The sequence below is a fragment of the Clostridium sp. D33t1_170424_F3 genome, from assembly GCF_015667585.1.
Taxonomy (GTDB): Bacteria; Bacillota; Clostridia; order Oscillospirales; family Acutalibacteraceae; genus Anaeromassilibacillus.
In genome coordinates this window covers 52,873-73,373 of record NZ_JADPEG010000018.1, presented here as the reverse complement: position 1 = coordinate 73,373, position 20,501 = coordinate 52,873, and the positions used below count along the sequence as shown (strand labels likewise).

At 56.2% G+C, this 20,501-nt stretch carries 24 protein-coding genes and 2 tRNA genes; 4 read left to right on the top strand and 22 right to left on the bottom strand.

What is annotated here, in order from left to right:
- On the top strand, positions 1 to 231 hold a 231-nt coding region (locus I4V53_RS13895; RefSeq protein ID WP_207747909.1), incomplete at its 5' end, for a hypothetical protein.
- Between the two features lie 17 nt (positions 232 to 248).
- Here the strand turns inward: I4V53_RS13895 and folK are convergent.
- Genes folK through folE form a run of 4 tightly spaced genes read right to left on the bottom strand, consistent with a single transcriptional unit; the run spans position 249 to position 2,487 of the window.
- Complete coding sequence (gene folK / locus I4V53_RS12020; RefSeq protein ID WP_195985933.1) at positions 249 to 725, bottom strand: 2-amino-4-hydroxy-6-hydroxymethyldihydropteridine diphosphokinase; 477 nt, start codon at positions 723 to 725, stop codon at positions 249 to 251.
- The gene (folB, locus tag I4V53_RS12015; RefSeq protein ID WP_195985932.1) at positions 718 to 1,092 is read right to left on the bottom strand and encodes a dihydroneopterin aldolase; all 375 of its coding nucleotides are present in this window, start codon (positions 1,090 to 1,092) and stop codon (positions 718 to 720) included. Before folB ends, folK begins: the two co-directional genes overlap by 8 nt.
- Positions 1,085 to 1,906, bottom strand: coding sequence for a dihydropteroate synthase (gene folP, locus I4V53_RS12010; protein ID WP_195985931.1), 822 nt, complete (start codon positions 1,904 to 1,906; stop codon positions 1,085 to 1,087). Before folP ends, folB begins: the two co-directional genes overlap by 8 nt.
- 11 nt (positions 1,907 to 1,917) lie before the next feature.
- Positions 1,918 to 2,487 (bottom strand): GTP cyclohydrolase I FolE, encoded by a 570-nt coding sequence (gene folE, locus I4V53_RS12005; RefSeq protein ID WP_195985930.1) that lies wholly within the window; start codon positions 2,485 to 2,487, stop codon positions 1,918 to 1,920.
- Between the two features lie 127 nt (positions 2,488 to 2,614).
- On the opposite strand from folE, the gene I4V53_RS12000 reads away from it, so the two are divergent.
- Complete coding sequence (locus tag I4V53_RS12000) at positions 2,615 to 3,424, top strand: alpha/beta fold hydrolase (protein WP_195985929.1); 810 nt, start codon at positions 2,615 to 2,617, stop codon at positions 3,422 to 3,424.
- Between the two features lie 105 nt (positions 3,425 to 3,529).
- Here the strand turns inward: I4V53_RS12000 and I4V53_RS11995 are convergent, their stop codons facing one another.
- Positions 3,530 to 3,937, bottom strand: coding sequence for a VOC family protein (locus I4V53_RS11995; protein WP_286167140.1), 408 nt, complete (start codon positions 3,935 to 3,937; stop codon positions 3,530 to 3,532).
- Between the two features lie 135 nt (positions 3,938 to 4,072).
- On the opposite strand from I4V53_RS11995, the gene I4V53_RS11990 reads away from it, so the two are divergent.
- Positions 4,073 to 4,966: a helix-turn-helix transcriptional regulator gene (locus I4V53_RS11990; protein ID WP_195985928.1), complete on the top strand. Its 894-nt coding sequence runs from the start codon at positions 4,073 to 4,075 to the stop codon at positions 4,964 to 4,966.
- Between the two features lie 125 nt (positions 4,967 to 5,091).
- Here I4V53_RS11990 and I4V53_RS11985 read toward each other — a convergent pair whose 3' ends face one another.
- The 4 genes from I4V53_RS11985 to I4V53_RS11970 are packed head-to-tail and all read right to left on the bottom strand — an operon-like array spanning position 5,092 to position 9,975.
- Entirely contained in the window at positions 5,092 to 5,769 is a 678-nt protein-coding gene (locus I4V53_RS11985) for a fructose-6-phosphate aldolase (protein WP_195985927.1), read from the bottom strand.
- A gap of 33 nt (positions 5,770 to 5,802) precedes the next feature.
- The gene (locus I4V53_RS11980; RefSeq protein WP_195985926.1) at positions 5,803 to 8,205 is read right to left on the bottom strand and encodes a glycyl radical protein; all 2,403 of its coding nucleotides are present in this window, start codon (positions 8,203 to 8,205) and stop codon (positions 5,803 to 5,805) included.
- Positions 8,206 to 8,247: 42 nt separating this feature from the next.
- Positions 8,248 to 9,198, bottom strand: coding sequence for an ROK family protein (locus tag I4V53_RS11975; RefSeq protein ID WP_195985925.1), 951 nt, complete (start codon positions 9,196 to 9,198; stop codon positions 8,248 to 8,250).
- 21 nt (positions 9,199 to 9,219) lie between these two features.
- Complete coding sequence (locus I4V53_RS11970; RefSeq protein ID WP_195985924.1) at positions 9,220 to 9,975, bottom strand: DeoR/GlpR family DNA-binding transcription regulator; 756 nt, start codon at positions 9,973 to 9,975, stop codon at positions 9,220 to 9,222.
- A gap of 179 nt (positions 9,976 to 10,154) precedes the next feature.
- Here I4V53_RS11970 and I4V53_RS11965 point away from each other — a divergent pair, with 179 nt between their 5' ends.
- On the top strand, positions 10,155 to 11,048 hold the full coding sequence (locus tag I4V53_RS11965; protein WP_195985923.1) for a glycyl-radical enzyme activating protein: 894 nt from the start codon (positions 10,155 to 10,157) through the stop codon (positions 11,046 to 11,048).
- Between the two features lie 58 nt (positions 11,049 to 11,106).
- Here the strand turns inward: I4V53_RS11965 and msrB are convergent, their stop codons facing one another.
- The 13 genes from msrB to I4V53_RS11900 all read right to left on the bottom strand — a co-directional run bounded on the left by msrB (position 11,107) and on the right by I4V53_RS11900 (position 20,441).
- Positions 11,107 to 12,069 carry a peptide-methionine (R)-S-oxide reductase MsrB gene (msrB, locus tag I4V53_RS11960; RefSeq protein ID WP_195985922.1) on the bottom strand — a complete coding sequence of 321 codons (963 nt, stop codon included), beginning with the start codon at positions 12,067 to 12,069 and terminating at the stop codon, positions 11,107 to 11,109.
- Between the two features lie 222 nt (positions 12,070 to 12,291).
- On the bottom strand, positions 12,292 to 12,609 hold the full coding sequence (gene trxA, locus I4V53_RS11955; protein ID WP_050696591.1) for a thioredoxin: 318 nt from the start codon (positions 12,607 to 12,609) through the stop codon (positions 12,292 to 12,294).
- A gap of 31 nt (positions 12,610 to 12,640) precedes the next feature.
- Positions 12,641 to 13,957 carry a redoxin family protein gene (locus tag I4V53_RS11950; protein WP_195985921.1) on the bottom strand — a complete coding sequence of 439 codons (1,317 nt, stop codon included), beginning with the start codon at positions 13,955 to 13,957 and terminating at the stop codon, positions 12,641 to 12,643.
- A 30-nt stretch (positions 13,958 to 13,987) separates the two neighbouring features.
- Complete coding sequence (locus tag I4V53_RS11945; protein ID WP_195985939.1) at positions 13,988 to 15,358, bottom strand: FAD-dependent oxidoreductase; 1,371 nt, start codon at positions 15,356 to 15,358, stop codon at positions 13,988 to 13,990.
- Positions 15,359 to 15,373: 15 nt separating this feature from the next.
- Complete coding sequence (locus I4V53_RS11940) at positions 15,374 to 15,790, bottom strand: RrF2 family transcriptional regulator (protein ID WP_195985920.1); 417 nt, start codon at positions 15,788 to 15,790, stop codon at positions 15,374 to 15,376.
- A gap of 3 nt (positions 15,791 to 15,793) precedes the next feature.
- Positions 15,794 to 16,246 carry a rhodanese-like domain-containing protein gene (locus tag I4V53_RS11935; protein WP_286167139.1) on the bottom strand — a complete coding sequence of 151 codons (453 nt, stop codon included), beginning with the start codon at positions 16,244 to 16,246 and terminating at the stop codon, positions 15,794 to 15,796.
- A gap of 309 nt (positions 16,247 to 16,555) precedes the next feature.
- Positions 16,556 to 16,855, bottom strand: a complete 300-nt coding sequence (locus I4V53_RS11930; RefSeq protein WP_353616520.1) for a barstar family protein — start codon at positions 16,853 to 16,855, stop codon at positions 16,556 to 16,558.
- A 274-nt stretch (positions 16,856 to 17,129) separates the two neighbouring features.
- A tRNA-Tyr gene (locus I4V53_RS11925) sits at positions 17,130 to 17,215 on the bottom strand.
- A 73-nt stretch (positions 17,216 to 17,288) separates the two neighbouring features.
- Positions 17,289 to 17,364 (bottom strand) — tRNA-Thr (locus I4V53_RS11920).
- An 89-nt stretch (positions 17,365 to 17,453) separates the two neighbouring features.
- Positions 17,454 to 18,113 carry an HAD hydrolase-like protein gene (locus tag I4V53_RS11915; RefSeq protein WP_195985918.1) on the bottom strand — a complete coding sequence of 220 codons (660 nt, stop codon included), beginning with the start codon at positions 18,111 to 18,113 and terminating at the stop codon, positions 17,454 to 17,456.
- A gap of 3 nt (positions 18,114 to 18,116) precedes the next feature.
- Positions 18,117 to 18,725, bottom strand: a complete 609-nt coding sequence (locus I4V53_RS11910) for a sugar O-acetyltransferase (RefSeq protein WP_195985917.1) — start codon at positions 18,723 to 18,725, stop codon at positions 18,117 to 18,119.
- Between the two features lie 67 nt (positions 18,726 to 18,792).
- Positions 18,793 to 19,731, bottom strand: a complete 939-nt coding sequence (locus I4V53_RS11905; RefSeq protein ID WP_195985916.1) for a DUF1848 domain-containing protein — start codon at positions 19,729 to 19,731, stop codon at positions 18,793 to 18,795.
- Complete coding sequence (locus I4V53_RS11900; RefSeq protein WP_195985915.1) at positions 19,728 to 20,441, bottom strand: DNA alkylation repair protein; 714 nt, start codon at positions 20,439 to 20,441, stop codon at positions 19,728 to 19,730. Before I4V53_RS11900 ends, I4V53_RS11905 begins: the two co-directional genes overlap by 4 nt.
- Positions 20,442 to 20,501: the final 60 nt, after the last annotated feature.

Sequence of the window (20,501 nt, the reverse complement as noted above, 5' to 3'; positions counted from 1 at the left end):
AACCTTCGTCCGAAAGTACTTCCCGCTCTTTCAAGCGGGCTTTTCTCTCAAAGTCATTACGGGTTCTTCTTTTCTTTCACGTTGTTTAATTTTCAAGGTCCTTACACCGTCCAAACCGGCTTCCCGTCTGGGGTTTCCGGCTTTCACCGTCCGCCCTTTCGTTTGGGCCGTTCCGTAGGGTGCCTGACTATAATACCAAACCCATCCCCTTTTGTCAACACCTTTTTTTGAAAAAGTTTTGATTTTTTTCAAAAAGGTTGTACACCGCTCTTGTCCAGCCGGTCGTAAACATCGGAAAAATCCAGTCCCAGAGCCATTTTTTGAGGAAACAGGTCCGCCAGAGGGACAAGCACAAAAGCCCGTTCCAATATACCGGGATGCGGCAGATTCAGCTCTTTCTCTGCAAAATATTCTCCTTCATATAACAGCAAATCCATATCCAGCACGCGCGCGGCATGGTAGGTTTTGCGCTCCCGTCCCATCGCCGCCTCGATCCCCAGGCACGCGCCCAGCAATGCGCGCGGGGAAAGCTCCGTCTCCAAAAGGACGCATAAATTTAAATAATCGGCCTGCTTGTCCGGCACGTCAAACGGCTCCGTCTCGTACCAGTTGGAAAGCTGCAGCACCTTTGTCCTGGGCAGATGGTCCAGCGCCCGCACCGCGCGGTTCAGATTTTCCCGCCGGTCCCCCAGGTTGCAGCCCAGGCCCAGCACCGCTTTACGCATGCAGTTCCCCCCTCATGCGGGTAATGGACACCGCCATATAAGCAAACTCCAGTTTGACCGGGGCCTCCGGTTTCTTCAGCAGAACGTCCACCTTCTGAATCGGCGGATACTCCTCCAATATTGCATCCGCCACCCTCTGCGCGGCGCGTTCCAGCAGGTCGTCGCTCTGTTCCGTCATGACGCGCGCCGCCGTCTTCGCCATTTTGGCATAGCTCACCGTGTCGTTCAAGTCGTCCGTGCGGCCCGCTTTGCGCAGGTCGCAGTGCGCTGTAATGTCCAGCTCAAACGGCTGGCCGTCCCGCTTCTCCTCCGGGTTGACTCCGTGATACGCAAATACGCGCAATCCTTTGATGATGATTTTATCCATGCTTTGCCCTCCTGATCGCGGCGGCGACCTTTGCCGCCTGCACGGCCTCCGCCACATCATGCGCGCGAACCAGATCCGCGCCGCTATATACAGATATACTGTGCGCCGCCAGCGTCCCGGGCATACGCTGCTCAAACGGCGGGTTGCCGCAGGGCTGGCCAATCACACGCTTGCGGGAAGCCGCCATCAGCAGCGCGCAGCCGCCTGTGTCGATCTCCGCGGTGTTGGCCAATATCTCCAGATTCTGCTCATACGTCTTTCCGAATCCGATACCCGGATCAAAACAGATGCGGCTTTTTTCAATGCCCGCATCCTCCAGTTCGCGCCGCTTTTCCGCAAAGAAGCGGTTGAGCTGCCCAATGATATTTCCCTCTTCTTCGCCGCGCGGATACATGACGACACATCCGCAATCCGCATCCGCCGCGGTCTGTATCATATCCGGATCGGCAAAACCGGTGATGTCGTTAAGGATGGACGCGCCGTGCGCCAGCGCCTGTTTTGCCACCTGCGGATAAAAGGTATCCACGGAAACGGGCACGCTGGCCCGGCCCGCAAGAATATCCAGCACCGGCAGGAGCCGCTGCAATTCCTCCTCCGGCGAAATCCGCACCCAGCCGGGACGCGTGGACTGCGCGCCGACGTCGATGATCGCCGCGCCCATCTCCTGCATCTCCAGCGCATGCTGTTCGGCGTCTTTGAGAGAAAAATATTTTCCGCCGTCGGAAAAGGAGTCCGGCGTGACATTCAGGATCCCCATCACATGGGCGGCGCCGTCCAGCTCCATACGGTAACGGCCCGCTGTAAACAAACGCATCGTACCCCTCCTTATCCTCTGCCCCTGGTCAGCAGGGACATGACCTCCGCACGCGTCTTTGCATCCGTGCGCATGGAGCCGCGCAGGGCAGACGTCTGCGTGGTGGACCCCGCCGCGCGCGCACCGCGCATCGTCATACAGAGATGCTCCGCCTCGATCAGAACCGCCACGCCGTAGGGCTTCATATTATCGTAAAGAAAATCTGCAATCTGCGCCGTCAATCGCTCCTGCACCTGCGGGCGGCGGGCAAAGCAGTCCACAATGCGGGCAAACTTCGACAGCCCGATGATCTGCCCGCCCTTGGGAATATACGCGATGTGCGCTTTTCCAATAAAGGGGAGCAGATGATGCTCACAGACAGAATAAAGCGGAATATCCCGCACAATGACCATTTCCTCGTGCTGGCCCTGCTCGTTAAAGATTTTCAGATAATTTTTGGGGTCATCCTGCAAACCGGAGAAAATCTCCCCGTACATCCGGGCCACACGCTGCGGCGTTTCCAGCAGGCCCTCCCGCTCGGGGTCCTCCCCCACTGCCAGCAGCAGCTCGCGCACCGCATCTTCAATCCTCTTTGTATCCAATCCTCATGCCCCGCTTTCCTTGGTCAAAAATCGGTACCAGTATACCACACCGGAAAGCGGTCTGTCCATTTTTTAGGAACATGCCCCTCTTTTTACTCATAGGATGGGAGAAAAAGGAGTTGCTGTTATGTTTTACGTGCGCGTAAAAGACAATACAAAGATTGCCGTTTACGACTTGAACCCTGCGGGCAAGGAAACCGTTGTGATGATCCACGGCTGGCCTCTGTCCGCAAAAATGTACGAGTACCAAAAACGCTTTCTGGTTGACCACGGCTTCCGCGTGATCACCATGGACCTGCGCGGCTTTGGAAATTCCGACGCCACCTGCTGCGGATACGGCTATGACCAGCTGGCGGACGACATCTACCAGGTGGTACGCTCCCTGAATCTCCGCCCGTTTATTCTGGTGGGCTTCTCCATGGGCGGCGCAATCGTACTGCGCTATATGAACCGCTGCCGCGGCTACAATGTCAAAAAGCTGGTACTGCTGGCCGCCGCCGCGCCGATTTTCAACCGGACGCCGGACTTCCCCTATGGGAACAGCCGCGAATCCACCGACGCGCTGATCTGTCAGGCCAAAACCGACCGGCCGCAGCTCTGCCAGGATTTCAGCCGCCAGCTTCTATACAGCCCTCACAGCGAAGCGGTCAAGGATTGGTTCCGCGACCTCGGGCTTTCCGCCTCCGGCATTGGCACCGTCATGACCGCCTATTCCCTGCGCGACGAGGACGGACGTGCCGACCTGAAGGCCGTGCGCGTCCCCACCGGCATATTCCATGGGACGCAGGACCAGATCGTCCCGTTTGAGCTGGGGGAAATCCAGCACAAAGCCATTGCCAATTCCCGGCTGTCCCCGTTTGAAAACAGCGGGCACGGCATCTTTTACGACGAGCTGGAAAAATTCAACTGGGAGTTCCTCGACTTCCTCCAATGCTGACCCCGCACGAAAAAGGCGGCTGCAAAATTTGCAGCCGCCTTCGCCGTTTCCCACCCATGGGGTTTTCCCGCTTTCCTCCTATACAATATATAGGAAGTTTTTGCGTCACGGCGTAACAGTGATCTCCACCCGGTTCCCGTCCGGGTCCAGGACACAGGCCTCGTAATAGCCGTCGCCGGTCATGCGGGGTCTGCCGATGATCGGAACCCTGTCGCTCTCCAGCCGGTCAAAAATCCGATCCAGCTCCTCCGGCGTATCGACCGAAAAAGCGATGTGCGTGAGCCCGGTCGACTCAAACCCTCTGATGTTGTCTCCCTGCGGGATACAATCCAGCGTCATCAGCTCCAGCCGCGCGCCGGAAAAAAAGGACAGGAAATAGGATGTAAACCGTCCGTCAAAATCCTCTTCCGAAACGTACTTTTTATTGGGCTCCGCGTCGAAATACCGTACATAAAAATCCTTGAGCGACTCCAGCTGATGCGTCCAGATCGCCACATGCTCCAATTTCATCATTAATTTCCTCCCGATCATTTCGCTGTGTCATTTTCGTTTGCCGTTTTTCTGCTATCATAATACCGTCAAAATCAAGTGAAAACAAGCAGGATTGCGACTGATCCTATCACAAAAACGACGAACGGAGCGATCATGATGCCCATTCAGGAATGCCCCCTGACCATCGACGCGCATCAGCGGGAAGTTGACCGGCGCGGCACCCCCATGTTCCCCTGCGGCGGTTACGCCACCACCATCGGCCAGGAGGCCAACCGGGAAATCGCCTGGCACTGGCACGACGAAACAGAGGTTTTATTCGTATGCAGCGGAACGCTGCTGCTGGAGCTGGTCGGGCAGCGATATGAAATCCACGCGGGCGAAGGCGCCTTCCTCAATTCCGGCGTTCCGCAGGCCGCCACCGCACAAGGCGGGGACTGTGAAATCCATTCGCTTGTATTTCACCCCAGCCTGATTGCCGGGATGCCGGAAAGTACGTTGGAACAGCGGTATGTGCGGCCCCTTCTGGCATGCAGCAGCCTTCCGGCCATCCATTTCCACAAAGGGCTTCCCTGGCATCTGGAAGCGATTCAGTGTATCCAACAGGCTTTTGACGCCTGTCAGAAAGAACCGTTCGCTTTTGAACTGCTGGTACAGCAGGAGCTGTCCCGGCTGTGGTACCTGATCGTCAGCCATTACCCGGACGCCATAGACGACCGCGCAGGCGCCAATGCAGATGCATTGCGGGTAAAGGAGATGCTTGCATACATCCACGCGCATTATGCGGATTCCCTTACCCTGGCGGACATTGCAAAAGCCGCTTCCATCAGCGAGCGGGAATGCCTGCGCTGCTTTAAGCGGACCATCGGCCTGAGCCCGATGCAGTATCTGCTCAAGCACCGCATTTCGGCCGCCGCCGGCCTGCTCAGGGAAACGGATTGGACTATTACGGAAATCAGCCGGCAATGCGGGTTTGAATCTCCCAGCTATTTTTCCCTGAAGTTTAAAAGCCTGCTGGAGATCAGCCCAAAGGAATACCGCGCATCCCGATAAAAGAGCTGTCTTATGATCGGCAAAATCAAAAACAGGCTGAATTTGAAACGCCCCCGCTAAAAGGCGGGGGCGTTTAATCTTATCCTGTGCAAACCGCACACGGCTGCACGGTTCCTTTTTGCAGTTTACAATTCTGTGATAGAAACGTCGCCCTGCACCTTGACCCAATCGGTGTGGAAATCATCCACAGCCTTTTTGATCGCCGCCATGCCGAACGCCTCGTGCAGCAGCCCGGGCTGGACGGTCGCGGTGTGCGCGCCCGCCAGCAATGCGTTCGTCACCTGCGCCACGTTTTTAAAGCTGGCCGCCAGGATTTTCGTCTGTGCGCCGCAGGAATCGATCATCTGCCGGAACGCGGCGATGGTCTCACAGGAATCGATGTCAAGGTTCTCCATGCGGTTGTAATACGGGGCGATGAAATCCGCACCCGCCGCAATCGCCATAAAGCCCTGGATTTTGCTGTAAATGGCGGTAGCGGTCACGTTCACGCCCTCCGCTTTCAGCGCGCGCATCGCCTTGAGGCCCTCCTCCGTGGTAGGCACCTTGATATAAACCTGATCGTCGATATTCCGCAGGATCGCGTGCGCTTCGTCCAGAATCCCCGCACAGTCCTCCGCGATCACCTGCACATGCAGCGACTTATCCATGCCGATCAGGGAACGGATCTTCCGCATGTGGGCAAACAGGTCGATTTTTCCTTCCGCCTTCAGGATGCTCGGGTTGCTGGTAATTCCCGTAATCGGGAAGCAGGCGCTGTATTTCTCGATATCCGCAAGATTGGCGCTGTCAAACAAAAATTCCATGATGATGGCTTCCTTTCCTCTCTATCTATGCAATCAGATGACCTGTTCCGTGCGTTCGATGATATCATCCTGCGTCTGGCGGGACAAAACGTTGAAGAACGCGCTGTACCCCGCCACGCGGACAATCAGGTCGCGGTGCTTTTCCGGATGCTTCTGCGCGTCCAGCAGCGTTTCCCGGCTGACCACGTTGAACTGCACATGGTAGCCGTGCAGGCGGTTAAAGAAGGTGCGCAGCAGCATGACCAGCTTATTGCGGTTTTCCTCTTTCTCCAGCATCTGCGGGGTGACCTTCTGGTTCAGCAGCACGCCGCCGGTAATTTCCTCGGTGGGCAGCTTCGCAACACTCTTGAACACGGCAGTCGGGCCGTTTTTATCCGCCGCGTGGCTGGGGCTGCATCCCTCCGCCAGCGGTTCCCCGGCTTTGCGGCCATCCGGCGTCGCCAGCGTGCCCGCACCCTGCGGGACGTTGGCGGAGATGGAACTGGTGCCCGCATAGTACACGCCGCCGATGGGGCCGCGCCCGTAGCGGGTGTTGTGATATTTCTTCATCTCGTCAATGTAGGTGTTGTAGGCATCCACGACCAACTGATCGACGTAGTCGTCGTCGTTGCCGTATTTGGGCGCGTCCTGCAGCAGCTGGCGGATGCGTTCGTTCTCCGGCCCCGCAAAGTTTGCCTGCAAAGCGTCCCACAACTGTGCCGGGGTGGCTGCCTTGTCTTCAAAGACCACCTTCTTCATCGCCGCCAGGCTGTCCGCCAGGTTGGCGATGCCCACCTGCAGGTCGCTGATGAAATCGTAAACCGCGCCGCCTTCCTTCATATTCAGGCCACGTTCGATGCAGTCGTCGGTCAGGGCGCTGCATAGAATGTCCGCCGTATCCTGCTCCAGCACCATGTCGCAGGTGGCGTCGATGATCGTACACTGGCGGCACATCTCGCGGATGACCTTGTCCCAGCAGGCCAGCACGTCGTCAAAGGACTGCATCTCGCGGAAATGTCCCACGCCCTCGCAGAGCCTGGTGCCGGAAGCCGGGTCCATGCCGTCATTCATGGCAATCAGGAGCGCTTTGGGGAAGTTGAGGAAGCTCATGCCGGTGCAGCGGTAGCCCCATTTGCCGGGAACCGCCGTCTCCACACAGCCGATGGCGCTGTAATTGTACGCATCCTCCGGCTTGACGCCCTTTTCGATAAAGCTGGGGATAATCACCTCGTCGTCATTGAACGCCGGCATGCCGAATCCGCAGCGCACAACCTCCACACATTCGCGCATGAACGAATCGGACAGGCCGTGATGATACCGCACGGTAAGGTTGGGCTGCGTCAGATGGCACTGCGCGACGGTTTTGAGGATCAGCCAGGACAGCGGGTTGGTCGCGTCCCTGCCGTCCGCATGTTGGCCCGCGATGGTCACATTCTGATAGAGCGGGCTGCCCGCGCTGAACTGCGTGTGGCTCCAGGAACGGATTTTATTGATCGTATAGGTTTTGAGCCAGAGGTTGCACAGCAGTTCATCCGCCTCTTCCTCTGTAATCTTCTCCGCCTTTAAATCGGCTTCGTAATACGGATTCAGGTATTGGTCCATCCGCCCATAGGAAAGGCTGTGACCATTGGATTCGATCTGCAGCACCAGATGAACCAGCCAGAGCGACTGCACCGCCTCGCGGAAAGAACCGGCGGGCTCATACGGTACCTTGTTCAAAATACGGCCCATCTCTTCCAGCTCCGCCCGGCGCTTGCCGTCCGGCTCCTTCGCCGCCATATCCGCGGCAAGATCCGCGTAGCGTTTGGCAAAATTCCGCACCGCGTCCACCACGATCAGGATCGCGCGGTAGAAATAGCTCTTATGGATATTTTTATAGTCGGTCAAGTCCAGCGCATCCAGCTTTTCCTGCGCACGGCGGGCATAGTCCTTCAGGCCCACCTGCATCATCCGGCCGTAATCGACGGCGCAGTGCGCGTCGCCGGAAGTGATGTTTCCCTCAGACTTAATGATGCCCAGGTCGTAATACAGCTTGGAATGCGGCGGAAAAGCCGCCAGCCCACGGTCCAGCAGGGTATTCTTTTCCCAGTACGGGGCGATGTCACGCAGCTTCTGCTTGTTTTCCTCTGTAATATAGAACACGTCGCCGTCGCGGTGCTCAAACTGGTCCAGCTCGTCGATGACCCATTTCATGGCGTATTCAGGGAAAATCGGAGCGCTGCGGTTGGAAGACGCCTGATTGCCCGCAATCATCGTCTGCGGCTCAATAAAAATCGTCATGCCGTCCAGCACATTTTTCAGCATCAGCGCGCGCTTGATTGCAAGCGGCTGATCCTGGTTTTCCTGATAGGTCTTCGTCGTCAGTACCGCCCGCTCCACACAAACCTGCGGCTTCGCATTCAGCAATTCCTCCCGGAAGTCGTGCATTCTCGGGGTCAGTTCTCCAAAATAGCTCATGGATTATCCTCCTGTCACACATTCACATTTGTTCTTATTCAATCAGTACAGCAGCTCTGCCGCGCCGACAATGCCGAAATCGTCGCCCAGCTCGGCAAACTTGAAATAGACCGGAAGGTCGTTGTCGTTATATTCGTCAAACAGCTCGCGTACTCTTGGGAACAGGCGGTCCCCAAAGTGGACCAGCCCGCCGCCGAATACAAAGCAGTTGATATTCAGAATTTCATATTGGTTGTACAGCCAGATCGCCAGATACTGCGCCATCTGCTCCACCGCCCATATCGCCATCGGATCGCCCTGGTCGAACGCCTGCTGCAAATGCACGGCGGTGATCTTCTCCGCGCCGCCCGCCAGCTCCGCCATCACGGTCGGTTCCCCGTCCGCGATTTTTTGGCGGATGTGCCTGACGATCATGGACCCGGAGCAATACGACATCAGGCAGCCCTCGTTCCCGCAGCCGCAGCGGATTCCCTGATGCGGCGTAATGATCGCGTGTCCGCTCTCCCCGGCCCAGCCGTAGCGGCCCCGGAACAGCTCGTTGTTGATGACGATCCCGCTGGCGATGCCCGTGCTGACCGCGCAGTAAATCATGTGCTTAAAGCCGCGCCCCGCGCCCCGGCTGTGCTCGGCCAGCGCCGCCACGTGGGTGTCGTTGTCCAGAATCACGCGCATGCCGTCCAGCTTCTGCACCAGATATGCTTTGGCGGGAAAGTCTTTGATCTTCGTAAGATTGGTCGTTTTCAGGATGCGCCCTTCCTCAAACAGGATATACGAGGGCATGCCGATCCCCACGCCGCGCACCTGCTCCGGCACCAGATGGAAGTCCCTGAGAATTCCCTTCACCGTATCCGCCACCTGATCGAAAAACGGTTCCGCCTCCAGGTCCGGGTTGGAGGGTTCCTTTTTCTTATAGACCAGCTTTTTCTCCCCGTCAAACAGGCCATAGGCAATTTTGGTTCCGCCAATATCCACACCGATTGCATATTGTTCCATAAGGCCGCTCCCTTCCGTCTCTTATCCGATCGAAATTTTATGTACCTCTATCCCATGCGATGCCAGCGCCTGCTCCGCGCTTTCCGGAATATTGTCGTCCGTGAACACCCGGCTTACCTGTTCCAGCCGCAGGAGGGAAACCACGCCCTGCTGGCTGAATTTTTCCGACTCCGTCAGAATTGTCACCTGGCCGGCCTGCTCGGCCATGGCCCGGACCGTCTCCGCGCGCATCAGGTTCCCCGCGGTAAAACCGCTCTGTTTATGAAAGCCGTCTGTTCCAATGAACAGCTTATCGACAAAGAACTCCTGCGCGCATTTCCGGGCAATCGGACCAACCAGCACCTGCGCTTCCGGCTGGTACTCGCCGCCTAGCAGGATCACGCGCGCATGCGGCGCGGTGCGGATATAACCGGCGATAAACGCGGAATTGGTGACGATCGTAATATCCCGTTTTTTGCTTGCCAGTTCCTCCGCCAGCAGCGCGCAACAGGAGCCGGACTCAATCATCACCGTTTCCCCGTCCCGCACGTCCGCTGCCGCGGCCTGGGCGATCTTCTTTTTGCTGTCGTAATGATACGCCAGCCGGTTGTTCAGGTCGTCGCTGGAACCGATGACCGCGCAGCCGTGCACCCGCCTGACCAGCCCCTTCGCCTCCAGCTGATCCAGGTCCTTGCGCACCGTCACCTGGGAGACACCCAGCAGCTCCGCGAGCTGCGCAACCTCCATTTTCTGCCGCTCTGTTAAAAGCTCCAGTATCCTGGTATGCCTGCCCGTCATGGTTCCACCCCACTTCCTTTTCTTTACAATATCAGTATAGCACAAAATATTCATTTGTCAACTATAAACTTACGAATGAAAGTAAAATTTATTTTAAATACAATATTTTGCTTGCAAATCAGCGATTTTGTGATACGATAGGATTATAGAAAGATGCAAACAACAAAGGAGCGATCGATATGACGCAGGGTTTCCTTTTCAATATTCAGAAGTTCAGCACCAACGACGGTCCGGGTATCCGCACCACGGTCTTTTTCAAGGGCTGCCCGCTGCACTGCTACTGGTGCTCCAACCCGGAGTCCCAAAGCGCGCGGCCGCAGCTGCTTTGGGATGCTGCAAAGTGCATCCACTGCGGACACTGTATGGAAGCCTGCCCGGCAGCGGCGGTTACACGGCGGGACGGCCGCCTGTTCAGCACGCCCGCCTGCACCGGGTGCGAACGCTGTGTGCAGGAATGCCCGCAAAGGGCGCTGACGCTGGAGGGCAAGCCGTATACCGTGGAGGAAGTCGTGCGCACATGCGTGCAGGACCGGGACTTTTACGAGGAATCCGGCGGCGGAGTCACCCTTTCCGGCGGAGAACCGCTGGCCCAGCCGGATTTTGCGGCGGAGCTGCTGCAAGCGCTGAAAGAACACGGTCTGCACACCGCTGTGGAAACCACCGGCTTCGCGCCGGAGGAAACCTTTGCCCGCCTGCTGCCGTTTCTTGATTTATATCTGTTCGACTGCAAGCATTATGACAGCGAAAAGCACAAAGAGGCCACCGGCGTCCCAAACGATTTGATTGCCCGAAACCTGAAGGCCGCTATCGGCGCAGGCAAGCAGGTGATCGTCCGGATCCCGGTCATCCCCGGTTTTAACGATACGTTGGAGGACGCCGCCGGATTTTGCGCGCATTTGAAAACGCTCGGCGCAAAAGACGTCAACCTGCTGCCGTTTCATCAATTCGGGGAAAAGAAATACGACTTTCTCAGCAAGCTGTATCGGTTACACGACGCAAAGGCGCTGCACGAGTCCGATTTGCAGGACTATCAAACGGTTTTTCTGGAAAACGGGTTCCACTGTTATTTCTGAACGCAAAAAAGAAGGACGGTCCCGCCGCACAACGGGACCGTCCTTCTTTGTTATCGTTTTATTTGATCCGCTCTTTGTAAGCGCCGTAGCCCTCTTCCTCCAACCGGTCATAGGGGATAAACCGCAACGCCGCGCTGTTGATGCAATATCGCAAACCGCCGCTCTCCCGCGGGCCGTCCGGAAACACGTGCCCCAGGTGGGCGTCCCCCATTCGGCTCTTCACCTCGATGCGGCGCATCCCGTGGCTGACATCCGGGCGTTCCCGCACCGCGTCGCCGTTCACCGGGCGGGTAAAGCTGGGCCAGCCGCAGCCCGCATCATATTTATCCGCGGACGAAAACAGCGGCTCCCCCGTCGTCACATCCACATAGAGCCCCGGTTCCTGCAAGTCCCAGTACGCGCCGGTAAAGGGACGTTCCGTCGCCGCGCACTGCGTCACCTCGTATTGTTCCGGCTTCAAGCGCCTGCGCAGCTCCTCGTCAGAGGGCTTCCGGTACGCGCGCAGGGCAACCCGGCCGTCCCGCACCTCCAGGTCGCGCAGGCTGTTGAAGTCAACGTGGCAATAGCCGCCCGGATGCTTTTGCAGATACGCCTGGTGGTACGCTTCCGCCGGATAAAAGCGCCGCAAGGGCTGCAGCTCCGTCTCCATCGGCCTGCTCTGCACGGCGCGCACGCGGTCCATCACCTGTTTCAGAACAGGCCGGTCGGATTGGTCCGCGTAATAGATTCCCGTCCGGTACTGCGTTCCCACGTCGTTTCCCTGCCGATTGCGGCTGGTAGGGTCGATGATCTGGAAAAACCGGTCGGTCAGGATTTCCAGCGAGACAACTTCCGGGTCGTACCGCACGCGCACGGTTTCTGCGTGGCCGGTATCGCCCCGGCATACGTCTTCATAGCCCGGATTCTCTGTTTCCCCGTTGGCGTAGCCCGCTTCCGTCTCCATCACGCCGGGAATGCGGGAAAAATATTCCGCCACGCCCCAAAAGCAGCCGCCCGCATAATAGATTTCCTTTAAACGCATCGCGCACCATCCTTTCCACTGGTATTTATCGTTCCCGTCCCAGGCAATATTATCACCAAACGGAAAAGAAGCTGTATTCGATCAGCCAAATCAAATAGCACAGCATTTGTAATATCTGTTAACGCAGAATAGCCGGACGGCTCCCCCTTTGATGGGGGAGCCGTTTCTATCCCGTTCCTTTTTATGCAAAACACGCAGGATGATTCAACCACTGTTTCTACATTATGCTTCTTCAATCATTTTTAAGATTTTGGCCTTCGGTTTGGTTCCCACAGAGGAAGCCGCCTCGACGCCGTCCTTGAGCACAAGCAATGTCGGGATGCTCATCACCTGATACTGCTGCGCCAGCTCCGGCTGTTCGTCGATGTTGACCTTGCAGACCTTGAGGCCCTCGTGGCCTTCTTCCGCGATCTCATCCACCACCGGGGAGAGCATGCGGCACGGGCCGCACCAGGTCGCCCAAAAGTCAATCAAAACCTTTCCCTTCGCCTGCAGGGCCTCTTCGCTGAAATTTTCTTTGGTTAATTCTACAACTGCCATTTTAATTTCCTCCTGTAACTTCCGTCTGTTTTTAATTGTCCCGCTTGCCCTCCATCGTCTGGCGGACAATGCTCTTCATCATATCTTCGGTCAAGGTGCCGGTCACATAGCCGAACACATTGCCGTCCTTGTCGATCATAAAGGTGGTCGGGAATGCGGTCACTCCATATTCTGCGAAGAATTCGCCGGTTGTATCCATTGCCACCGGATATGTGTAGCCGTTTTCATCCAAAAACTGCTTGACTTCTTCTTCGGACACGTCCGCATTGTTGGGATTCGTATCCGTTTTGGGGTTTGCAACGCCCAGCACCACCAGATCGTCCTCATTCTTATTGTGCTCTTCATACATCTTCTGGATATCCGGCATCTCCTGCTGACAGGGGCCGCACCAGGTCGCCCAGAAGTTGAGGAACACCGTCTTTCCCTTGTAATCCGAAAGCGTGTGCGTATTGCCAAACTGATCGGTCAGGGTAAAATCGGGCGCCGGGATTTTATCCGGGTCTCCGCTGCCCCCCGCTTCACTGGAAGACGGCGCATCCGGCTCGCTGGAAGATGCGGAGCTAGACGGCGTCTCATACGGCTCGCTTACAGCTGCTCCCGACGAAGCCGGCTGGCCCGCGCCAAAGCTGGAGAGGTAACCGGTGATGCCGTTCATCCAGCCGGTCAGCATCATCACGCCCATCAGGACCATCAGCACGCCGCCGACCTTGACCGTGTACTTGACCACCTGCTGATGCTTCTTGAAGAAGTCCAGCAGTGTGCTGGTAAACAGTCCCACCGCCAGGAACGGCAGCACAAAGCCAAGGGTATATACGCCGATCAGGATAAATCCCGTCGCGGAGGAAGCCGCGGAGGTCGCCATCAGCAATACACTCGCCAGGGCGGGGCCGACGCAGGGCGTCCACGCAAAGCTGAACGTAAAGCCCAGCAGCAGCGCGACCAACGGGTTCATTGCCAGCTTGTTCAGCCGGAACGGCAGCCGGTGCTCCTGTCCCAGCGAGCGGGAACCGAACAGCCCCAGCTGGAACAGGCCGAACAGGATGACGATTACGCCGCCGATGCGGGCCAACAGCATCTTCTGCCCGCTGAAGAACCGGCCCACCGTGGTAAAGCCGAACCCCAGAAGAAAAAAGGCAAAACTGACGCCGATGACAAAGAACAGTGTATTCAGCATCACCTTTTTGCGCTGGTATTGAATCGCGCCGTGTTCATCGATCGTTTTGGTGCCGCCCGCCAAATACCCGATGTACAGCGGCACCAGGGGCAGCACGCACGGGGAGAAAAAGCTCACAATACCCTGTAAAAAAACGGTAAGCGCAGAAATACTTGTTTCAACTGAAAAGCCCATAAGGACCTCCTTTATTTTGGATTCAGGTTTTTATTGAACGGACGCGAACAAATCGTTCAGCGACTCGCTCATGGTCGGATGGGTGTAAATGCTGTCGCGCAGAACCGTATAAGGCAGCTTCGCGTCAATTGCCAGCTTGATTAAATTGATGACCTCGTGGGATTCCTCGCAAAACAGATGCGCGCCCAAAATTTGGTTGGTCTTTGCGTCGATCACGACTTTCAGCAGCCCTGTGGTCTTGCGGAGCACCTGTGCCTTTGGAATCGCCGCCACCGGCAACTTGGCAATTTTTACATCATACCCCTGCTCCCTCGCCTCTCTCTCACTCAGACCCACGCGGGAGAACGGCGGGTCCAGAAAGACGCTGTAGGGGACCGCGCCGCGGTTTTTCGTGCTGCGGCTTCCGTCTCCCAGGAGCTGGGATTTCACGATCCGGAAATCGTCCAGTGAAATATAGGTAAATTGCAAACCGCCCGCCACGTCGCCCATCGCCCAGATGTGCGGAACCGTCGTGCGCAGGAACTGGTCCGTTTGGACAGCGCCGCGCTGGGTCAGCTCCACCCCCGCGGCCTCCGGATGCAAATCCTCCAGATTGGGATGGCGGCCCGTCGCCACCAGGATGGCGTCCGCCTCCAGATCCTCCGCGCCTGTTTCCGTCTGCACGGAAAGAACCGCACGATCCCCCTGATCCCGTACAGAAGCGACCTGTGCGGACGGCAGGACCCGCATCCCGCGGTCCGTCAGGCTTTTGAGAACCTCCCGGGCAATCTCTTCGTCCTCACGCGGCAGAAAAACCGGGCCGTCCTGGATCACCGTGACGGAGGAGCCGAAATTGGCGTAAATAGAAGCAAACTCCATGCCAATGTACCCGCCGCCGATGATGACGAGCTTTTTCGGCAGCGTTTCCAAATCCATCAGCGACTCGCTCACGTACATGTGCGCGCTTTCCTGCAGGCCGGGAATCGGCGGAATAAACGGCCTTGCGCCCGTGTTAATAAAAATCTGTTCCGCTTCTATTTCTTCCCTGCCTTCCGCCGTCTGTACGGATAATGTATGCGGGCCGGTAAAAGAGGCGGTCCCATGCATGACGTCTACATTGGGCAGGTCGTTCAATTTATCAAAGTTCTTTTTGCGCAGCATGCCGGTCAAGCGCCGCTTTTCTGCAATCGCCGCCGCATAGCGCGCGGATTTTTCCTCAAATGTGCCGCCCTGCGCATCAGAAGCCTCGGCGCTATGTACCAGCGATTTGGTGGGAATGCAGCCCACATTAATGCAGGTGCCGCCGTACATTTGATCGGAGCGTTCCACCACCGCCACCTGTTTCCCCGCCGCTGCCAACGCGCCGGCCAGCGTTTTGCCGCCTTTGCCAAATCCAATGATTGCCGCATCTATCTTTTTCATCATAAGACACCCCTTTCATTTCTTGCTGAAAATTCTCTCGTCAATTTGTTGAATCGTAATCTGTTCCAAATGCGCCTTGCAGAGCCGGTCCAGATCACTGTAAATACCGTCCATAACGTCCGCCATGCCGGAGGCGATCAGGCATTTCATATCGGTATCCCCGCTGCGCCAGGCGGAGGTAACAAACTGAACCTCCAGCGCTTCGCTGACCGTACGGAGACTGACCGCCGCCGGATCCAGGGAAAACAGATACCCGCCGTCAACTCCTTCCTTGGTGGAGAGCAGCCCCGCCCGTTTGAGCTTTGCCATAATCTTGCGGACACGCGCAGGGTTGGTGCAGATATTCTGCGAAAGCTCCTCACTGGAAACCGTCCGGCCCTTGTGATTCAAAAATACCAGCGCGTGGACCGCCACGCCGAACTCACTTGTCAAATCTTACGCCTCCTCCGCAACCGTCTCATACGGCCAATCCACAATGCCGCCAAAGTCATAGACATTTTGATACCCCAGCGCGGCCAACTGGTCGGAGGCCGCTTTACTGCGCCTGCCGGTACGGCAATAGACCAGAATTGTGGATTCCGAGTCGGGAAACTCTTCCGGCTGTTCTTCTCCGATGGTCTCCACCGGAAGCAAAACCGCGCCTTCGATATGCGCCTGTGCATATTCCTCCGCCGTCCGGACGTCTATCACGGTGACACCGCCCGCCTCCATCATTTTTTTGGCTTCTTCCGCATCGATCTTATGATAGGCTTCCGCACCCGCCGACGAACCCCGGCTGCTTTCCGCAGCGGAACTCCCAGAAAACGGAACTCCCTCATTTGCCTGTCCGCAGGCTGTTAAAAAGACAGCGGAACACAACAGAAACCCCGCTGCAATTTTTCGTTTCAAGCGCGTCAACCCCTAACTGTAATTTTGTTTGTATCAGTTTCTATCTGTTATTATATAGATTACAGTTTGGTTTGTCAAGCGTTTTTATCCAAAAAATACTTTTACAATATGAGAATCCGTCCTTAAACGGTATCGTCTGCTCTAAAAATAAGCAAAGCGCAAATTTTTCTAAGATTCCCGACGGATAAGAAAAAAATCCGGATGCCAATCGTATCCGGACTTTTTTATCAATAACTGTTTTTCAAATTCATCTGGAAAAATCGCTTTGTAAAAAGACGCACTCAAAACTTCCTGCAAATCGTTGACCGATCAACTGTAGATTTCTATCTCTATAAAATCATTGAACTCTGCCCGAAAATCCTTTAACTCCTGTAAAATCTCATTGATCATTTTTACACTTGGTTCAAGCTCTTTCGGCACGGTATGTTCTCCCAATACAATAATTCGGTTCGCGTCGCACTCGGTCCAAAGCAAATCCATAAACGCACTCCAGTTTTCTCCATAAAAATCGGGAAAATCAAAAGCTTTTTTAATTCTTTGATGTATCTCTCCCAAATATTTGCAGTCGGTCAAATCCAGGGTAATTATTTTTTCTCTTCCATCGTTCACGGTCCCCTTTAAATTATTTCCAGAAACGTTTGATATTGGTCGTAGGTCACAAACAACAAACCATCGTTGGACCATAGTAGACGGTGCTTATTCCGCCTTCCGCATACTTATCCTAACGCAGTTTCATCTCGCGTTAAGCCCTGCTTTTACACCCCTGTTCCTACCCCTATTTAATAAATTTTTGTGGGTTTTAGTGTACATACAGCACAATCATAACAGGATGCAAAATAACGACAAAAAACCCGCAAAGCTAGACGCAATGCGGGTTTTCTCATGGTGGAGGAGGATGGATTCGGACCATCGAAGCTGAAAAGCAACAGATTTACAGTCTGCCCCCTTTGGCCACTCGGGAACTCCTCCGTATTTAATTGTGCACCTGTAAAAGCGGTTTCAAAACGCGGATCATCTCCGCGTTTTGCATGTGCCGCAGGTGTGGAGCTGGTGAACGGACTTGAACCCCTGACCTGCTGATTACAAATCAGCTGCTCTACCAACTGAGCTACACCAGCATCATGCTTCACTCAAGAGTGCTTGACTAATATACCATATCCTAGCACAGTTTGTCAACCCCGGCGGAAAAAGATTTTTTAAAAAGTTTTTATGACGGCAGCAGCAGCGCCCGGAGCGCTTCCACCGTGTCCGCAAAACAGCATGCGCCAGCTGTGCGCAACTCCTCTTTGGTGCCGTATCCGTATGCCGCCGCGATGAAATCCACTCCAGCCTCCAGCGCGCCCTCCGCGTCGAAATGCGTATCCCCAATCATGACCACATCGCGCTTATCCGCGCCCCCACAGCCCGCAATAGCCTGCTCAATCATCTCCGGCTTGCTGGAATGAAAGCCGTCCGGCCCTGCCGCCGCCAGCGCGTCAAAGTCCTCGATGATGCCGAAATGCTCCATGATGCGCACCAGCGCCGCCTTCGGCTTGGAGGACGCCGTCGCCAGTTTTGCCCCGCCCGCCTTCAACTCCTTCAGCAATTCCGCGATGCCGGGATACAGCCGGTTTTCCAGCCAACCGATGGCGTTATAGCGTTCCCGGTAAAATGCGACCATCTCCGCCGCTTGCTCCGGCGTCATACCGCAGTATTTCTGGCAGCTTTGTCCCATCGGCGGTCCGATGAACTTGCGCAGGACCTCCGGCGGCGGCACGGGACAGTCCACCTTCTCCAACGCGTATTTCACGCTGTTCAGAATGCCGTCGCCCGACTCACAAAGCGTTCCATCCAGGTCAAAAATTACGATTTGGTAACGGCTTTTCACTCTTCAGCCCTCCTGCTCCTCGATCTTCAGCCTCTTAAAATAATATGGACGGTCCTCCTCCGTGATGGGACGCAGCACGCGGCACGGATTCCCCGCCGCCAGCACATTGTCTGGAATATCCTTTGTGACCACGCTGCCGGAGGCGACCACGGTGTTGTCCCCGATGGAAACGCCGCCGTTGACGATGACGCCGCCGCCCAGCCAGACGTTATTGCCGATGCGGATCGGCGCGCCGTATTCCAGTCCCGCAGTGCGCGGCGCGTAGTGCAGCGGATGTCCTGCGGCGAACAGGCTGACGTTCGGTCCGAACAGCACGTTGTCTCCAATTTCCACCGGGCAGCAGTCCAGGATCACGCAGTTATAGTTGCAGTAGAAGGAATCCCCAACGGTGATATTATACCCATAATCGCATCGGAACGGCGGCTCAACAAAAAAATCCCGGCCAGCTCTGCCAAACAATTTGCGTAATATTTTTTCCCGTGCCTCCAGCTCCGAAGGGCGCAGATTGTTAAAATCAAACAGCAATTCTTTCGCGGCCTGCCGTTCCTTCAAAAGCTCCTCACCAAAGGAAATATACGCTTTTCCCGCCAGCATCTTTTCTTTTTCGGTCATGTTGCACCTCTCTGTTCCGACGCAGTCAATTTTACAAGGTAGAGCATATCCGTTTTACCGCCGGATGTCAAGCGTTTTCAAAGAGGGAGGTCTGCAAAACGCGGCACGACTCCATTTTTCGCTCCGTGATCTGATCCAGCGGCCCCGGCGTACCGATCAGCAGCGGAGACGATGCGCTGTGGCGGCTCACATTCCGCAGGACGGCTTCTCTCCCGGCCGTGGCGTAGCAATATGCACACCCATAAGGGCAGGAATCGTAACAGCCGACCTCGACGCTCTCCGCACAGCCACAGGCCGCGCGCTGGTTCGGATCTTTCTTCACACGCAGACGGTATCCGGAGAGCCGCTCCAGCAGGGCGCGGTCGATGCAGGCGGCGGGATCCACGCCAAACGCACGCAAATCGACCCTTTCCGCACACGTAAAAAGTCGGATACCAATGGGTTCCGCCGTCGCATGGAATCCGGCGGTGAGCTGTTCCATCTCTTTTTGACGCGCGGGCCGGGCGTCGATCTTTCCCTGTATCTTCCGGTAAAAGTCCAGGAAACTGAAGATACACCGGTGCGTGCTTCCCTCCAACTTCCGCGCCAGCTCTGCGAAGGTATGCAGATGCCAATCCACGGTATAAGCCGAATTGAGCAGCACCGGGTCGTACCGCCAGACAACGCGCTCCGGACCAAGCGCCTCGCTGAGACGCCGGAACGCTGCAAGCCGTTCCCGCAGCGGCGGCAAATGCGGCTCCATTTCCACGCCATAGGCATTCAGCGTAACCTGCACATAAAAAGGACTTCCAAACGATTCCAGTTCACGCAGCCGTTTGACCAGGGGAGCCGGGTTCTTTGTCCAGAAGACCATGCCGTCCACCACGTCGGGCGTCAAGCGTACGCGGCTCAGGCGGTGCGGCGCACGCGGATTGGGAACGAGCAGCCAGCCCTCCCGCAGGCGATGCAGAAACCAGTCCATATAAAACGCGGGAATATCCGTCCGCCGGCTTACACTCAGAATCATTTCTGCCCCTTTCGTTTCATCGCCCGTATCACCGCTTTTTCCGCCGCACCGACCTGCCGGGACTCCGTGATCTTCTGCAGCGCCTTATGAAAAGTAAAGTCGTCCAGTGCGCAGGTTTTGAAATATGCCATGGTTTCCGCCGGGCACACCGTATAGCAGACGGAAAGCGCCCACGCAACCGCCATTCTGGCATAATACCCCTCGTGTTTTACCCCGTCCAACGCCCGCAGCACCCGGCCGATCCCGTCCGGCTGAACAAAATAAAAGAGCAGCATGACCACGGCGAAGCGCACGGTGAATTCCTCCTGCGACCGCAGGTACGGCCGCAAAAATTCCCAGACCCGTTCCGGTTCCTCCCTGGCAAATTTCAGCCCGGAACAAAAGCTGTCGCAGGTGGACCAGTTGTCGATCTCCGGCAAAAAGGCTTCCACATAGGCGAGCCGTTCCTCCAGCGTCGACGGCGCATAGCCGATCACCATCCCGCGGAGCATCTTTTCCTCAAAAGACCGCCCCTTCGACTGCTTTAAAAACCCGCGCCAGTCTTCTCTGACAATCCTTTTCGCCAATTTGCGCAAACGGGGCAAGCGCACGCCCAAAACCTCCGGCACACCGGGCAGCAGGGAGGACGCAAATTTCTGATAGTCCGGTTCCGCCAGCGTTTCCAACACCGCGCAGATTTCCTCCGGCACAATCCACTTATCGTTCGGCATGGCACTGCTCCTTCATTTCCAAACCACCCGTACGGTTTATCCGTGATCCGTTCCGCGTCA

Excerpts from the sequence above, each read along its gene's own strand:
- folK (WP_195985933.1), bottom strand. The coding sequence starts at position 725 with ATGCGTAAAGCGGTGCTGGGCCTGGGCTGCAACCTGGGGGACCGGCGG.
- folB (WP_195985932.1), bottom strand. The coding sequence starts at position 1,092 with ATGGATAAAATCATCATCAAAGGATTGCGCGTATTTGCGTATCACGGA.
- folP (WP_195985931.1), bottom strand. The coding sequence starts at position 1,906 with ATGCGTTTGTTTACAGCGGGCCGTTACCGTATGGAGCTGGACGGCGCC.
- I4V53_RS12000 (WP_195985929.1), top strand. The coding sequence starts at position 2,615 with ATGTTTTACGTGCGCGTAAAAGACAATACAAAGATTGCCGTTTACGAC.
- I4V53_RS11995 (WP_286167140.1), bottom strand. The coding sequence starts at position 3,937 with ATGATGAAATTGGAGCATGTGGCGATCTGGACGCATCAGCTGGAGTCG.
- I4V53_RS11990 (WP_195985928.1), top strand. The coding sequence starts at position 4,073 with ATGCCCATTCAGGAATGCCCCCTGACCATCGACGCGCATCAGCGGGAA.
- I4V53_RS11985 (WP_195985927.1), bottom strand. The coding sequence starts at position 5,769 with ATGGAATTTTTGTTTGACAGCGCCAATCTTGCGGATATCGAGAAATAC.
- I4V53_RS11980 (WP_195985926.1), bottom strand. The coding sequence starts at position 8,205 with ATGAGCTATTTTGGAGAACTGACCCCGAGAATGCACGACTTCCGGGAG.
- I4V53_RS11975 (WP_195985925.1), bottom strand. The coding sequence starts at position 9,198 with ATGGAACAATATGCAATCGGTGTGGATATTGGCGGAACCAAAATTGCC.
- I4V53_RS11970 (WP_195985924.1), bottom strand. The coding sequence starts at position 9,975 with ATGACGGGCAGGCATACCAGGATACTGGAGCTTTTAACAGAGCGGCAG.
- I4V53_RS11965 (WP_195985923.1), top strand. The coding sequence starts at position 10,155 with ATGACGCAGGGTTTCCTTTTCAATATTCAGAAGTTCAGCACCAACGAC.
- msrB (WP_195985922.1), bottom strand. The coding sequence starts at position 12,069 with ATGCGTTTAAAGGAAATCTATTATGCGGGCGGCTGCTTTTGGGGCGTG.
- trxA (WP_050696591.1), bottom strand. The coding sequence starts at position 12,609 with ATGGCAGTTGTAGAATTAACCAAAGAAAATTTCAGCGAAGAGGCCCTG.
- I4V53_RS11950 (WP_195985921.1), bottom strand. The coding sequence starts at position 13,957 with ATGGGCTTTTCAGTTGAAACAAGTATTTCTGCGCTTACCGTTTTTTTA.
- I4V53_RS11945 (WP_195985939.1), bottom strand. The coding sequence starts at position 15,358 with ATGAAAAAGATAGATGCGGCAATCATTGGATTTGGCAAAGGCGGCAAA.
- I4V53_RS11910 (WP_195985917.1), bottom strand. The coding sequence starts at position 18,725 with ATGACCGAAAAAGAAAAGATGCTGGCGGGAAAAGCGTATATTTCCTTT.
- I4V53_RS11905 (WP_195985916.1), bottom strand. The coding sequence starts at position 19,731 with ATGATTCTGAGTGTAAGCCGGCGGACGGATATTCCCGCGTTTTATATG.
- I4V53_RS11900 (WP_195985915.1), bottom strand. The coding sequence starts at position 20,441 with ATGCCGAACGATAAGTGGATTGTGCCGGAGGAAATCTGCGCGGTGTTG.